Origin of the sequence: Pseudomonas alkylphenolica (assembly GCF_000746525.1) — a bacterium.
GTDB lineage: Bacteria > Pseudomonadota > Gammaproteobacteria > Pseudomonadales > Pseudomonadaceae > Aquipseudomonas > Aquipseudomonas alkylphenolica.
On the sequence record NZ_CP009048.1, the window covers coordinates 4,215,343 to 4,229,622 of the forward strand.

Consider the following 14,280-nt stretch of genomic DNA (forward strand, 5'->3'; position numbering starts at 1 on the left):
TTCTGGCTGCCACTGTGAAACAATTCATCGATTTCATCCCGCTGCTCCTGTTCTTCATCGTCTTCAAGCTCGATCCTCGTGCCGTCGAATTTGCCGGTCACAGCTTCGAAGTCGGAGGTATCTTCAGCGCCACAGCGATGCTGATCATCAGCTCGGTGGTGGTCTACGGCGCACTGTTCATTCACCAACGCAAGCTGGAAAAAGGCCAATGGCTGACTCTGCTCGCCTGCCTGGTGTTCGGCGGCCTGACCTTGGCCTTCCACAGCGAAACCTTCCTCAAATGGAAAGCGCCGGTGGTCAACTGGCTGTTTGCCCTGGCATTCACCGGTAGCCACTTCATCGGTGACCGGGTGCTGATCAAACGCATCATGGGCCATGCCATCAGCCTGCCGGAGGGTGTCTGGACCCGTCTGAACGTCGCCTGGATCGCCTTTTTCCTGTTCTGCGGCGCTGCCAACCTGTTCGTCGCCTTCACCTTCCAGAACATCTGGGTCGACTTCAAGGTGTTCGGCAGCCTGGGCATGACCGTACTGTTCCTGGTGGGCCAGGGTGTCTACCTGTCCCGCCACCTGCACGACAGCGACCCCACCACTCCCAAGTCTGAGGATTGACATGCTCTACGCCATCATCGCTACCGACGTTGCCGAGTCCCTGGAAAAACGCCTGGCCGCCCGCCCGGCGCATATCGAACGCCTGCAGCAACTCAAGGAACAAGGTCGCGTGGTGCTGGCCGGCCCGCATCCGGCCATCGACAGCAACGACCCAGGCGCCGCCGGCTTCACTGGCAGCCTGATCGTCGCCGAGTTCGACTCCCTGGCCGCGGCGCAAACCTGGGCCGATGCCGACCCGTACATTGCCGCTGGCGTGTATGCCAACGTCATCGTCAAGCCGTTCAAGCAAGTCCTGCCGTAAGCCGCTGCACGCGGTGCGCCACTGTGCGCACCGCACTCCCGCCTTTTACTGACGCTACTGCTCATTATTCTCGTCTGCCAGCCGACAACCTGCTGAATCGACAAGAATCAGGAGTCCCCATGCGTCAAGGTCCGTTGTCCCTGCTGCTGTGCCTGTTGTTGCTGACCCCGCTCGCCCAGGCCGAAGAATCCAGCGCCTCCAGCACCCCGCTGTCGCTCAGTGCCGGCAGCCAGATCACCGAGTTGCAGCAGCGTCTGCAGGAAAGCGAGCGCCTGCGCGAAGCGCTGACCCAGCAACTGCACAACGCCGACAGCGAACGCGAAAGCGCCCAGCTCACCCGCCTGCGCCAAGAGAACCAGCGCCTCAAGCTGACGCTCAAGGAACTTCAGGCCAATGCCCCGGAACGGCTGATCACCGACCAGCAACAATGGTTTGTGATTGGTGGTGCAGTTGCCCTCTTGGCGGCACTCTGCGGTATCTTTGCCAGCGGCGGACACAGAAAGCGTCGGCAATGGTTGAATTGAGTGAGTCATGAGCGAGCTGTTACTGATTGATGATGACCAGGAACTCTGCGAGCTGCTCGGCAGCTGGCTGACCCAGGAAGGTTTCGTGGTTCGTGCCTGCCACGACGGCCAGAGCGCGCGCAAGGCCCTGGCCGAGCAGGCCCCGGCGGCAGTGGTACTGGACGTGATGCTGCCCGATGGCAGCGGCCTGGAGCTGCTCAAGCAACTGCGCAGCGAGCATGCCGAACTGCCGGTGCTGATGCTCTCGGCCCGCGGCGAGCCGCTGGACCGCATTCTTGGTCTTGAGCTGGGCGCCGACGATTACCTGGCCAAACCCTGCGACCCGCGCGAGCTCACCGCCCGCCTGCGTGCAGTGCTGCGACGTAGCCACCCCAACGCCACGCCCAGCCAGATCGAAATAGGTGATTTGTGCTTCAGTCCGGCCCGCGGCGTGGTCAGTATCGACGAACATGAACTGACCCTGACTCTCTCCGAAAGCCGCATTCTCGAAGCCCTGCTCAAGCAGCCGGGCGAACCGCTGGACAAACAGGAGCTGGCGCAGATCGCCCTGGGCCGCAAGCTAACTCTGTATGACCGCAGCCTGGACATGCACGTCAGCAACCTGCGCAAAAAAATCGGCCCGCACCCTGACGGCCGCCCGCGCATCGTTGCCCTGCGCAGCCGCGGCTACTACTACAGCCTGTAATGTCAGCACGGCGCCCGGCGATCTTTACCTAAGCTTTACCCTTGCCTGACCGCCGCTGACCTTGATCTCCCTAAACTGGGCTCATCCGGTAATCACCGACCTCAGAAAGGAGAGACACCATGCGCAAGACCCTTATCGCCCTGATGTTCGCTGCCGCACTACCGACCGTCGCCATGGCCATGCCAGAAGGCGGCCCGCACCACGGCGATCACCACCGCGGTGGAGCGCCTTTCGCCCAGCTGGACCTGAGCCGCGAACAGCGTCAGCAGATCGGCAAACTGATGGGCGAGCAGATGAAGAGCCGTCAGGAAATCACCCAACGCTACCTGGAAAAACTCCCGGAAGCCGATCAGAAAGCCCTGAAGGACGAGCTCAAAGCCAAGAAGGACAAGACCCAGGCCGAGATCCGCGCCCTGCTCAAGCCTGATCAGCAGAAGAAATTCGATGAGCTGACGAAAGAGCAGGAGCAACGCCGCGCCGAATGGGACGAGTTCAAAGCCTGGAAAGCTGAAAAAGCCACCAAGGCTCAGTAAGCTGTCAGCCACCCACCCGGCCTGCCCTTGTGCAGGCCGGGCTTTTTGTCGTTGAAGGAGCCTCCCTTGCGTTCATTGTTCTGGCGCATCCTGGCCAGCTTCTGGCTGGCCATTGCCCTGGTCGCAGGCCTGTCGATCCTGCTCGGGCACATGTTGAATCAGGATGCCTGGATCCTCAGCCGTCACCCGGGCCTCAATACCCTGGCGCAGAAATGGACCCAGCGCTACGAACAGCAAGGGCCGGATTCGGCACAGCACTTTCTGGAAAGACGCAAACGCCACTACAACATTGACGTACAGGTACTCAACGACAGCGGCGAAGCCGTGGTTCCGGGCACCTTCCCGCGTCGTGCGGCAGCCTTCGAGGCGCGCCGGCACAACGACGACCGACGCCTGCCCTGGCGGCGCCTGACCGAGGAGTACACCAGCCCCGAGAGTGGTGATACCTACCTGCTGATCTACCGTATTCCGCACCCGGAGCTGGATGCATGGCACCGCGACAGCCTGCTTTGGCCGTTGAGTGCGCTAGGCATTGCCCTGGTGGTACTGACCTTGTTCAGCCTGTTCGTGACGCTCTCCATCACCCGGCCACTGAGCCGCCTGCGTGGTGCGGTGCATGACCTTGGGCAGACCACCTATCAACAGAACAGCCTGGCGCGCCTGGCCAACCGCCGCGACGAGTTCGGGGTACTGGCCAATGACTTCAACCGTATGGGCTCGCGCCTGCAGAGTCTGATCGGCAGCCAGCGCCAGCTGTTGCGCGATGTCTCCCATGAACTGCGTTCGCCGCTGGCCCGCTTGCGCATCGCCCTGGCCCTGGCAGAACGCGCCGAGCCGGAACAGCGCCAGGCGCTGTGGCCGCGCCTGACCCGCGAATGTGACCGCCTGGAGGCGTTGATCAGTGAAATCCTGGTGTTGGCACGGGTCGATGCCGAACAGGCGCGTGCAGAGCCGGTGGACCTCGATGCAGTCCTGCAGTCGGTGCACAAGGATGCCCAGCACAGCGCGCCGGAGCAGCAAATTCTGCTGCATCACGAAAGCGGACTGAGCCTGCAAGGCTGGCCAACCCTTATCGAGCGAGCGCTGGACAACCTGCTGCGCAATGCCCTGCGCTTCAATCCACCCGGGCAACCGATCGAAATCACTGCGGTGCGGGACAACGAGCGCATCGTGCTTAGCGTGCGCGACCATGGGCCGGGGGTGGCTGAAGAACACCTGACGCAATTGGGCAAGCCGTTTTTCCGTGCACCTGGACAGAGCGCGGCAGGCCATGGCCTGGGGCTGGCCATTGCGCGCAAGGCGGCGGAGCGCCATGGTGGGAGTCTGACGCTGGAGAATCACCCGCAGGGCGGGTTTGTTGCCAGGCTGGAGTTGATGAGTACCTGACCTGGAATCGCATCGCGGGGCAAGCCCGCTCCCACCGGCTCTGCATCGCCCGGTGGGAGCGGGCTTGCCCCGCGATAAGGCCAGTTACCCCCAGGCTGTCACAAAGTCAGCCGTGGCCAGCACCGGCGCCGTACGCGGCTCGTTCAGCGGCGTCCCCAGGTACAAGAAGGCGATGATCTCTTCGTTATCCGCCAACCCCAACCCCTTGGCCACATGCTTGCTGTAAGCCAGGTCCCCGGTACGCCAGACCGCACCGATGCCCTGAGCATGAGCCGCAAGCAAAATGCCATGCGCGGCACAACCGGCCGCCAGACGCTGTTCCGAGGCAGGCACTTTGAAGTGATCCTGCAAACGCGCAATCACCACTACCAGCAACGGCGCACGCAATGGCATGGCCCGGGCCTTGTCCAGAGCCGCCTCACTGGCGTCACCTTCAATTTTCACCGCTTCGGCCAGCAGCGCGCCCAGCTTTTCACGCCCCGCCCCTTCAACCGTCAGGAAGCGCCACGGCCGCAACTGGGCATGGTCCGGCGCCCGCAACGCGGCCTGAAACAGAGCCTCGCGCTGTGCGGCATTGGGCGCGGGTTCCACCAGGCGTGGTACGGAAACACGGTTGAGCAATGCGTCGAGAGCCTCCATCGGCTACCCCCTAAAGAGAAATGTGCAGCTATTCTAGCGTTTACTTAAAAAGGTCCATAGGTAGAATGGCGCCCTTCGTTTACGAGTCAGAGCAGATCACATGGCGTTGCCGACCTTAAGGATCATTGGTTTCATCATCGGCATCTTCCTGATCACCCTGGCGATCAGCATGGTCGTGCCGATGGCCACCCTGGTGATCTTCGACCGCACCGGCGACCTGCCGTCGTTTCTCTGGGCCAGCATGATCACCTTTGTCGCCGGCCTGGCCCTGGTTATCCAGGGGCGCCCGGAACATGTGCACCTGCGCCCGCGGGACATGTACCTGCTGACGGTCAGCAGCTGGCTGGTGGTGTGCATCTTCGCGGCCTTGCCGTTTCTGCTGACCCAGCACATCAGCTACACCGACGCCTTCTTCGAAAGCATGTCCGGCATCACTGCGACCGGCGCCACGGTGCTCAGCGGCCTGGACAACATGTCGCCAGGTATCCTGATGTGGCGCTCGCTGCTGCACTGGCTCGGCGGCATTGGTTTTATCGCCATGGCCGTGGCGATTCTGCCGCTGCTGCGCATCGGTGGTATGCGCCTGTTCCAGACTGAATCCTCGGACCGCTCCGAAAAAGTCATGCCGCGTTCGCACATGGTCGCCAAATCGATCGTTGCGGTGTACGTCGGCTTTACTGCCCTGGGCGGCGTGGCGTTCTGGCTGGCTGGCATGAACGTGTTCGACGCGATCAACCATGCCATGTCGGCAATCTCCACCGGTGGTTTCTCCACCTCAGACCAGTCCCTGGCCAAATGGGACCAGCCCGCGGTGCACTGGGTGGCGGTGGTGGTGATGATCCTCGGCAGTATGCCCTTCGCCCTCTACGTGGCCACCCTGCGCGGCAACCGCAAGGCACTGATCAAGGACCAGCAGGTCCAGGGCCTGCTGGCCATGCTACTGGCCACCTGGCTGGTGCTCGGCACCTGGTACTGGGCCACCACCGACCTGCACTGGCTGGATGCCTTGCGCCACGTGGCACTGAACGTCACCTCGGTAGTGACCACCACCGGCTTTGCCCTGGGCGACTACAGCCTGTGGGGCAACTTCTCGCTGATGCTGTTCTTCTACCTGGGCTTCGTCGGCGGCTGTTCCGGTTCGACGGCGGGCGGGATCAAGATTTTTCGCTTCCAGGTTGCCTACATCCTGCTCAAGGCCAACCTCAATCAGCTGATCCATCCGCGTGCGGTGATCAAGCAGAAGTACAACGGCCACCGTCTGGATGAAGAGATTGTCCGCTCGATTCTGACCTTCTCGTTCTTCTTCGCCATCACCATCTGCATCATCGCCTTGCTGCTGTCGTTGCTGGGTGTGGACTGGATGACCGCGTTGACCGGCGCCGCCAGCACGGTCTCTGGCGTCGGCCCGGGCCTGGGTGAAACCATTGGCCCGGCCGGTAACTTCGCCACCCTGCCGGATGCGGCGAAGTGGATCCTGGCGGCCGGCATGCTGCTCGGACGCCTGGAGATCATTACGGTGCTGGTGCTGTGTATGCCGGCGTTCTGGCGTCACTGACCGAGGCTTCGTCGCCCTCTGCACACGGCGGGGCCACTGCACTGGCGCCCATCCGTGTCCGGTACTCGCCGGGGGTGGCATCGAACCAGCGGCGAAACGCCCGGAAGAAGTTGCTCGGATCGGCAAACCCCAGCAAATACGCAGTTTCCAGCAGGGTCATGCTGGGCTGCGCCAGGTACTGCTCGGCAAGCTCCCGGCGGGTATCGTCGAGCAGGGTCTGAAAACTGATGCCCTCTTCCTGCAGACGTCGCTGCAAGGTGCGCTGGGAAAGATGCAGGGCCTGAGCCACCGTCTCGCGCTTGGGCTCGCCCTGCGGCAACACCCGGCACAGCACCTGGCGGGCACGGTGAGTCACCCGGCTTTCGGAAAAACGCGCCAGGTATTCACCGGCAAAGCGGTCATGCAAGGTGGCCATGGCTTCGTTGGCGGTCGGCAGCGGCGCTTCCATGTCGGCACGTTCGAACACCAGCGTATCGTAGGCAGCGCCAAACACCAACGGCGCATGAAAGGCGGTTTTATAGGGCGTCACATCCATTGGCTGTGGCCCCTGGATCAATACCCGCCGTGGTTGTATCACCCGCCCGCTGAGCCAGCTGCACAACGACAATGCACACGCCAGCGAGGCTTCGGCGCTGTGCCGGGTGGGCGGCAGATGGTCGCCATGAACGGTGAGGATCAACGCGTAACCGTCCGGCTCCAGACGGAAACTCAGATCGGAGCTTTCGGCAATGATGCGCTGGTAGCGCACCAGGCGCTCGAACCCTTCGGCCAGGGTGCGGCTCGACATCAAGGCGTAACCGACCACGTGGAATGACGCCGGACGGACCACCCGGGCCATGTTCAGGCCAATGGCCTGGTTGCCGGAAAGATCGACTGCCAATTGCCACAGACGGGTCATGGAGTCTTGGGTAAAGCGTGCGTCGGGGTCGTCCAGCGCGGCGAAATCCAGGCCGAGTTGTTTGAACATGGCACGGCAATCCAGCCCTTCCAGCTCGAGTGCCTTGACGATCCCTGATGCCCAGCTTGCTGACGTGGTTCTCTCGCTCATGGCTGGCTTCTTATGTTCGAACTGACCGCTCCTGCGGCGAACTCAAAGGATACTCAATTGGCGCTTATTGTCACTGTCTGACAATTTAACTCACTCTAGACTCAGTTCAGGCTCCACGCCGTCTATCTTCATCAGTATCGAGCGCTTCAGGAGCTGGGCCGTGAACAGAGATCAGCCATTTCGCAGTTTTTCCGAGTTCTACCCGTATTACCTGCAAGAGCACAGCAACCCGACGTGCCGGCGCCTGCACTTCGTCGGTACCACCCTGGTCATCGCCCTGCTGGCTTACACCCTGGGCAGTGGCAAGTGGGCGGTATTGTTGGCGCTGCCGTTTGCCGGCTACGGATTTGCCTGGGTCGGCCATTTCTTTTACGAGAAAAACCGCCCCGCCACCTTCAAACACCCGCTCTACAGCCTCATTGGTGATTTCGCCATGTACCGCGACATGTTGCGCGGCAAAATAACGTTCTGATTTCGGCCTGCAAGGCCAGAAACGCGTCCTCAGCGGCCACTGCCCCGACAGACGGTAACGGTAGAGTGGGTTGCACAGCCCCTACACCCGGAACGCCGATGAACCAGCAGGCCCGCTTCACCCACATGCAGGATGGCACCCAGCAGGACTGGGCGATCATCGCCAGTGATTTTCGGGCCTACGCCAGCCAGCTTGCCGAACGGATCCTTGCTCACCTGCGCCTGCTCGACGGTGATTTCGGCGGTTTCCCCATCGATCGCCTCAGCCATTCGCTGCAAACCGCCACCCGCGCCTGGCGCGACGGACGTGACGAGGAATACGTGATCTGCGCTCTACTTCACGATATCGGCGACACCCTGGGCAGCTACAACCACGCCGATATCGCTGCCGCCATCCTCAAGCCTTTCGTCAGCCCGGAAAACCTGTGGATGGTGGAAAAGCATGGTGTGTTCCAGGGCTACTATTTCTTCCATCACCTGGGCATGGACCGGCACCTGCGCGAGCAATTCCAGGCGCATCCGCAGTATCAGCAGACCATCGAATTCTGTGCCCGCTACGATGCCGCTGCCTTCGACCCCGGCTACGACAGCCTGCCGCTGAGCTTTTTCGAGCCCATGCTCAAGCGCTTGTTCGCCCAGCCGCGCCAGTCGATCTACAAGGCCGCACTGCAATCGTTGAGCGCGGACGCCTGAGTCAACGCGGCTCGAGCCATTGCACATCGGCCAGACGCTGCGCTTCGCGCGCCTGGGCGTCGGCCAGACGGTACAACTCGATGCTGCCGTCCCAATGCTCGATCAGCGCCGTGCATGATTCGACCCAGTCACCACAGTTCAAATAGTCGACTTCGCCGACCTTGCGGATTTCGGCATGGTGAATGTGCCCGCAGACCACGCCATGAAAGCCACGCTTAACACACTCATGGGCAATCGCCTCTTCGAAATCACTGATGAAGCTGACTGCAGTCTTGACCTTGTGCTTGAGGTACGCCGACAACGACCAGTAGCCATAGCCATAACGGGCGCGCCAATGGTTGAGCCAGCGGTTGAGGGTCAGGGTGAATTCGTAGGCTGAATCGCCGAGAAAAGCCAGCCAGCGGTGGTAACGGGTGATCACATCGAACTGGTCGCCGTGAATCACCAGCAGGCGCCGGCCATCGGCGGTCAGATGCTCGGCCTGATCGACCAGGCGGATATTGCCCAGCACCAGCTTGGAGTAACGCCGCAGGAATTCGTCGTGATTGCCGGTGACGTAGATCACCTCGGTGCCGCGCTTGCTCATGGTCAGCAAGCGACGGATAACGTTGCTGTGCGCCTGCGGCCAGTACATGCCGCTGCGCAGCTTCCAGCCATCGATGATGTCGCCGACCAGGTAGATCTGATCGGCCTGATAGCCCTTGAGGAACTGCGACAAGTGCTCGGCCTGGCAATCGCGCGTTCCCAGGTGCACGTCTGAAATCCATAAGGTGCGCACACGTTGCTTACGCGAGGGTTTGACTAGCTCGGCATGGCTCATGGGCTGGCTCCGGGTCAGTTTTGCCGAGCGTGCCAGCGGGCAATGAAACGAACGTTACGAAAACACGTCGATCTGATGACACCCCAGCACCTTGCCTGACCCTGTACACTGCGGCCACTGCCTGGAGGACACGGCAATGAGCAGCGGCTCGATTCTCTCCCTGCGTCACTACACACACGACCTGATCGCCCACAGCCATGAGCATTCGCAACTGGTGTTCGGCTTGCGCGGTCAACTGGACTTCGAACTTGACGGTCGCGGCGCGCGGATCGAGCGTCAGGGTTTGATCGTGGTACCGGGTGGTGCCCACCATACCTGCGGCAGTGTCACTGGCAGCCATTGCCTGGTCTTTGATGTACCGGGTGACGCCTGGCTCGAACGCAGCCTGGGCGAACAGGCCGCAGCCAGCCTGCGGCTGCTGGAGCACTGCGGGTCGCTGATGCTGAACAACCACCAGCAGCAACTGGTCGACTGGCTGGCGGCCGGCCCGGTGAACAACCCGCTGATAGCCCAACAGGGCGCAGTGTTGCTGCTGGCCAGCCTGAGCAACGCACCAGACCCGGTCACCGTACAGAAGCAACTGCCCTTTGCCAGCTTCGACGCCTACATCGAGCAAAACGCCGCTTACCCGTTGCAGGTTGCCGACCTGGCCCGTCTGGCCGGGCTTTCCAGTGCACGCTTGCATGCGCGCTTCATCGCCGAAGCGTCGATGACGCCCATGGACTACATCCGTCAACGCCGACTGCTCAAAGCACGCACGTTGCTGGCCGAGACGGACCTGGCCATCGGCGAAATCGCCAACCGGGTCGGCTACAGCTCGCAGAGCGCCTTCTCCGCCGCCATGTTCAAAACCTTTGGCCGTGCACCTCGGGCACTGCGCCGCGAGTCTGGCGACAACTGACGCGAGGAACGCGACAGACACCGAGGGCATTGTCCTCTTACACTTTTATCGCGGGGCAAGCCCGCTCCCACCGGCCTTACATCGACCTGTGGGAGCGGGCTTGCCCCGCGATATCATTGTCTCAAGGGATCACCATGAACCATCGCACCGCCCTCGGCGCCTTGCATATCGGCGCACTGTTCTTCGGCCTGACTGGCGTCTTCGGCAAACTGGCCCAGGCGGCGCCGTCGATCATCGTTTTCGGCCGCGCGGTCTTCGCCGTACTGGCGCTCGGCCTCTTCGCCCGTTTTGCACAAAAAGCCTGGCAACCGCTGCAAGCTCAGGACTGGCGGCGTCTGCTGTTGGGCGGCGTGTTGCTGGCCGGGCACTGGGTGAGCTTTTTCATTGCCGTCAAAGTCGCCGGCGTGGCGATTGCCACCTTGGGCTTTGCCAGCTTTCCGGCCTTCACCGTAATCCTTGAAGGCCTGCTGTTTCGCGAGCGGGTTCGCAGCAACGAAATCATCTTGGTGCTGCTGGTAAGCATCGGCCTGGTGTTGGTCACCCCCGACTTCGACCTGGCCAGCCAGGCCACCGGTGGCCTGCTCTGGTCCTTGCTGTCAGGCTTGCTGTTTTCGTTGTTGTCCTTGACCAACCGAGCGTCCAGCGCCCGCATTCCGGCCGTGCAGGCGGCGCTGTGCCAGAACGCGGTGGTCGCTGTGTGCCTGTTGCCGGCCGCTGCGCCGGCGCTGACCGAAGTCGCGGCAATGGACTGGCTGTGGATCGGCTTGCTCGGCGTGTTCTGCACCGGCGTTGCCCACAGCCTTTTCGTCGCCAGCCTGGCAGTGATCAAAGCGCGCACTGCGGCGGTGGTGTTCGCTCTGGAGCCGGTCTACGGCATTGCCCTGGCCTGGTTGATCTTCGCCGAAGCGCCGACCCCGCGCATGCTCTTCGGTGGCGCGCTGATCATCCTCGCCATCGTCATCTCCAGCCGCCTGGCCGCCAGCAATCAGGTCAGCAAGGCGGCTACCGCCGAAGGCTGAGGCCGATCACGAACGGTCGCTGTGACCCAGGTCGCGCTGCGGATCGATCTGGTCGCGTACGCGCTGCTTGAGCACCTTGGCTTCAGGGAAGCCGCCGTCGGCCTTGCGCTCCCAGATCTGCACACCGTCGCAAGTGATGCGGAAGGTCCCGCCTGTGGCGGGCTCAAGGGCCACCCGGGCGAGGTCGTCACTGAATGTACTGAGCAGTTCCTGGGCCAGCCAGGCGGCACGCAGCAGCCACTGGCACTGGGTGCAATAGGTAATGACAATTTCGGCTTTATGGGCATTCATGGGTGACAGACTCCTGACAGGCGGGGGCGCTTATACTAGCGGTCTTTAGCCTTAGCTCCGAGAGCCAAGATGCACCGTTTGCTGTTGAGTCTGTTGCTGATCGTCGTTTCCTTCCCTCTCCTGGCCGCCGAGCCACCACGACCGAAAATCGGCCTGGTGCTGTCTGGCGGTGCCGCCCGTGGCCTGGCCCATATCGGTGTACTCAAAGCCCTGGAAGAGCAAGGCATCAAGATCGATGCCATTGCCGGCACCAGCATGGGTGCGGTGATCGGTGGCCTGTATGCCTCCGGCTACAAGGTCGACGAACTGGAAAAACTCGCCCTCGGCATCGACTGGCAACAGGCACTCTCCGATGCGCCACCGCGCAAGGACGTGCCGTTCCGGCGCAAGCAGGATGACCGCGACTTCCTGGTCAAGCAGAAGCTCAGTTTCCGCGACGACGGCAGCCTCGGCTTGCCGCTGGGGGTGATCCAGGGGCAGAACCTGGCCCTGTTGCTGGAAAGCCTGTTGGCCCACACCAGCGATACCCGTGACTTCGACAAGCTGCCGATCCCGTTCCGCGCGGTGGCCACCGACATCGCCAGTGGCGAGAAAGTCGTGTTCCGCCGCGGTCACCTGCCCCAGGTGATTCGCGCCAGCATGTCGATTCCCGCCGTATTCGCCCCGGTCGATCTGGATGGCCGGCTGCTGGTCGATGGCGGCATGGTCGACAACATTCCCCTCGATGTCGCCCGCGAGATGGGTGTGGATGTAGCGATTGTGGTCGACATCGGCTCACCGCTGCGTGATCGCAAGCAGCTGGCAACCGTGGTCGATGTACTCAACCAGTCGATCACCCTGATGACCCGACGCAACTCCGAGGAACAACTGGCCCAACTGCACCGCGACGACATCCTGATCCAGCCACCGCTGGCCAGTTTCGGCGTCACCGATTTTGGCCGTGCCGAGGAAATGATCGATGCCGGCTACCGCGCCGCCCGAGCCCTGGACCCGCGCCTGGCTGCACTCAAACGCCCCGACGGCAGCGATGCCGAACTGAATGTCGCGCGCTCGCCGAGCCAGCGCACGCCGGTCATTACTGCCATCAGGATCGAGAACGACTCGAAGGTCAGTGACGACGTGATCCGCTTCTACATTCGCCAGCCGATCGGCGAACCCCTGGAGCTGGGGCGCCTGCAGACCGACATGGGTACCCTGTACGGCCTGGACTACTTCGACCGGGTTCAATACCGGGTGGTGCACAAGGGCAGCGAGAACACCCTGGTGATCAACGCGCGCGGTCGCCGCGGTGGCACCGACTACCTGCGCCTGGGCCTGAACCTGTCGGATGACTTGCGCGGCGACAGCGCCTTCAACATTGGCGCCAGCTATCGGGTCAACGGTATCAACGAGCTGGGCGGCGAGTGGTTGACCCGAGCACAGATCGGCGATCAGCAAGAGCTGTACAGCGAGTTCTATCAACCGCTGGATGCCGGCTCACGCTACTTCGTCGCGCCTTATCTGGACCTCGGTTCGCAGAACATCGAGTCCACGCTGGACGACGACCCGATTGCCGAATACCGCCTGGAACGTTACGGCTTCGGCCTGAACCTAGGGCGCCAGATCGGCAACAGCGGCGAAGTACGCTTCGGGGTCGGCCAGGCCTGGGGCAATGCCGAAGTGCGTATTGGCGATCAGGATCTGCCGCACTTCAGTTTCAACGAAGGTTTCTATGAGCTGAAGTATTCGTTCGACACCCTGGACAACGTCTACTTCCCGCACAGCGGGGAAGACATCAGCCTGACCCTGCGCCAGTTCGAACCGGACCTGGGCTCCGACCAGCGTTACCGGCAGTGGAACTTCAAACTGGACAAAGCCCTGAGCAGCGGCGCCAATACCTGGGTGTTGGGCACCCAGTATGGCCGGACCCTGGATGACGCCGAGGTGGTGACCTCAAGCTTTGTGCTCGGTGGCGCCCGCCAGCTTTCAGGCTTTCGCCAGGACTCTGTGTCCGGGCAGAACATGAGCCTGATGCGCATGGTTTACTACCGCCGGCTGACACCACGCGCCTACCTGCCGCTGGACTTCCCGCTGTACGTGGGTGGCTCGCTGGAGCGCGGACGGGCCTGGAACAATGACAACGAATTCGACAGCGGCTACATCAATGCCGCCAGTGTTTTCGTCGGTTTCGAGACACCGCTGGGCCCGCTGAACTTCAGTTACGGGGCCAACAGTGAAAATCAGAAGGCGTTGTACCTGAACCTGGGTCACACCTTCTGAGGTGGGTCAGGACTTTTCCAGGTTGGCCAGGATGCGCGCGTGGACCTTCATGCACACGCGCAATTCCTCTTCGTCGACACCGGTGAAGAGTTCGACGCGCAAGGCATTGGCAATGGTTTCGATCTGCTCGATCAATGGTTTGGCCGGAGGGCAGAGGAGGATCTTTTTTGCCCGCCGATCTTCCACTACGGCCTGACGCCGCACCAGCCCCTGGGACTCGAGGCTGTCGAGCAAACGCGCCAGGGTTGGCCCCTCGACACCCACACTCTGGGCCAGTTCGCGCTGGGTCGGCGCCTCGTCGAATCGGGCCAGGTGCAGCAACACCAGCCAGCGGGCCTGGGACAGATTGAGGCCGGCCAGGCGGCGGTCCAGTTCGGCACGCCAGCCCCGCGACATCTGGGCCAGCTGCATTCCGAAGCGGTGGTGATCGGTCAACGGCATAGAAAACTCATCATCAGAACTAATTATTAGTCAGCTAACCATGCTCCCGCGCAACAGGCAAGGCTCCTCGCGGTTCAATCTGTCTGACAATCGTTATAAAAGA

General features: G+C 62.1%; 17 protein-coding genes. 12 read left to right on the plus strand and 5 right to left on the minus strand.

The features are described 5' to 3' along the window. The first annotated feature begins 14 nt into the window (after positions 1–14). The 6 genes from PSAKL28_RS19310 to PSAKL28_RS19335 all read left to right on the plus strand — a co-directional run bounded on the left by PSAKL28_RS19310 (position 15) and on the right by PSAKL28_RS19335 (position 4,040). Complete coding sequence (locus PSAKL28_RS19310; RefSeq protein ID WP_038613508.1) at positions 15–611, plus strand: septation protein A; 597 nt, start codon at positions 15–17, stop codon at positions 609–611. A 1-nt stretch (position 612) separates the two neighbouring features. Next, positions 613–912, plus strand: coding sequence for a YciI family protein (locus tag PSAKL28_RS19315; RefSeq protein ID WP_038613510.1), 300 nt, complete (start codon positions 613–615; stop codon positions 910–912). Between the two features lie 119 nt (positions 913–1,031). Beyond that, positions 1,032–1,436, plus strand: coding sequence for an SH3 domain-containing protein (locus tag PSAKL28_RS19320; RefSeq protein WP_038613512.1), 405 nt, complete (start codon positions 1,032–1,034; stop codon positions 1,434–1,436). Positions 1,437–1,443: 7 nt separating this feature from the next. Continuing rightward, positions 1,444–2,121, plus strand: coding sequence for a response regulator transcription factor (locus PSAKL28_RS19325; RefSeq protein WP_038613514.1), 678 nt, complete (start codon positions 1,444–1,446; stop codon positions 2,119–2,121). 119 nt (positions 2,122–2,240) lie between these two features. Beyond that, on the plus strand, positions 2,241–2,654 hold the full coding sequence (locus PSAKL28_RS19330) for a Spy/CpxP family protein refolding chaperone (RefSeq protein ID WP_038613516.1): 414 nt from the start codon (positions 2,241–2,243) through the stop codon (positions 2,652–2,654). 66 nt (positions 2,655–2,720) lie between these two features. Next, positions 2,721–4,040 (plus strand): sensor histidine kinase, encoded by a 1,320-nt coding sequence (locus PSAKL28_RS19335; protein WP_038613518.1) that lies wholly within the window; start codon positions 2,721–2,723, stop codon positions 4,038–4,040. A gap of 84 nt (positions 4,041–4,124) precedes the next feature. Here the strand turns inward: PSAKL28_RS19335 and PSAKL28_RS19340 are convergent, their stop codons facing one another. Further along, on the minus strand, positions 4,125–4,679 hold the full coding sequence (locus PSAKL28_RS19340; RefSeq protein WP_038613520.1) for a nitroreductase family protein: 555 nt from the start codon (positions 4,677–4,679) through the stop codon (positions 4,125–4,127). A gap of 100 nt (positions 4,680–4,779) precedes the next feature. Here PSAKL28_RS19340 and PSAKL28_RS19345 point away from each other — a divergent pair, with 100 nt between their 5' ends. Beyond that, positions 4,780–6,234 carry a TrkH family potassium uptake protein gene (locus PSAKL28_RS19345; RefSeq protein ID WP_038613522.1) on the plus strand — a complete coding sequence of 485 codons (1,455 nt, stop codon included), beginning with the start codon at positions 4,780–4,782 and terminating at the stop codon, positions 6,232–6,234. Here the strand turns inward: PSAKL28_RS19345 and PSAKL28_RS19350 are convergent. Beyond that, positions 6,191–7,282 carry an AraC family transcriptional regulator gene (locus PSAKL28_RS19350; RefSeq protein ID WP_038613524.1) on the minus strand — a complete coding sequence of 364 codons (1,092 nt, stop codon included), beginning with the start codon at positions 7,280–7,282 and terminating at the stop codon, positions 6,191–6,193. The two genes, PSAKL28_RS19345 and PSAKL28_RS19350, sit on opposite strands and share 44 nt — an antisense overlap. A 160-nt stretch (positions 7,283–7,442) precedes the next feature. On the opposite strand from PSAKL28_RS19350, the gene PSAKL28_RS19355 reads away from it, so the two are divergent. Both PSAKL28_RS19355 and PSAKL28_RS19360 read left to right on the plus strand, forming a co-directional pair. After that, a complete protein-coding gene (locus tag PSAKL28_RS19355; RefSeq protein ID WP_038613526.1) occupies positions 7,443–7,754 on the plus strand; it encodes an Mpo1-like protein in 312 nt (103 codons plus the stop codon). Positions 7,755–7,852: 98 nt separating this feature from the next. Beyond that, complete coding sequence (locus tag PSAKL28_RS19360) at positions 7,853–8,446, plus strand: HD domain-containing protein (protein ID WP_038613528.1); 594 nt, start codon at positions 7,853–7,855, stop codon at positions 8,444–8,446. A gap of 1 nt (position 8,447) precedes the next feature. On the opposite strand, the gene PSAKL28_RS19365 is transcribed toward PSAKL28_RS19360, so the two are convergent. After that, complete coding sequence (locus PSAKL28_RS19365; protein ID WP_038613530.1) at positions 8,448–9,266, minus strand: UDP-2,3-diacylglucosamine diphosphatase; 819 nt, start codon at positions 9,264–9,266, stop codon at positions 8,448–8,450. A 136-nt stretch (positions 9,267–9,402) separates the two neighbouring features. On the opposite strand from PSAKL28_RS19365, the gene PSAKL28_RS19370 reads away from it, so the two are divergent. Beyond that, positions 9,403–10,167 (plus strand): helix-turn-helix transcriptional regulator, encoded by a 765-nt coding sequence (locus PSAKL28_RS19370; RefSeq protein WP_038613531.1) that lies wholly within the window; start codon positions 9,403–9,405, stop codon positions 10,165–10,167. Between the two features lie 134 nt (positions 10,168–10,301). After that, positions 10,302–11,186 carry a DMT family transporter gene (locus tag PSAKL28_RS19375; protein WP_038613534.1) on the plus strand — a complete coding sequence of 295 codons (885 nt, stop codon included), beginning with the start codon at positions 10,302–10,304 and terminating at the stop codon, positions 11,184–11,186. Positions 11,187–11,192: 6 nt separating this feature from the next. Here PSAKL28_RS19375 and PSAKL28_RS19380 read toward each other — a convergent pair whose 3' ends face one another. Continuing rightward, entirely contained in the window at positions 11,193–11,477 is a 285-nt protein-coding gene (locus tag PSAKL28_RS19380) for an Rdx family protein (protein WP_038613536.1), read from the minus strand. A 69-nt stretch (positions 11,478–11,546) separates the two neighbouring features. Here PSAKL28_RS19380 and PSAKL28_RS19385 point away from each other — a divergent pair, with 69 nt between their 5' ends. After that, on the plus strand, positions 11,547–13,736 hold the full coding sequence (locus PSAKL28_RS19385) for a patatin-like phospholipase family protein (protein ID WP_038613538.1): 2,190 nt from the start codon (positions 11,547–11,549) through the stop codon (positions 13,734–13,736). 6 nt (positions 13,737–13,742) lie between these two features. Here the strand turns inward: PSAKL28_RS19385 and PSAKL28_RS19390 are convergent, their stop codons facing one another. Beyond that, on the minus strand, positions 13,743–14,177 hold the full coding sequence (locus PSAKL28_RS19390) for a MarR family transcriptional regulator (protein ID WP_038613540.1): 435 nt from the start codon (positions 14,175–14,177) through the stop codon (positions 13,743–13,745). Positions 14,178–14,280: the final 103 nt, after the last annotated feature.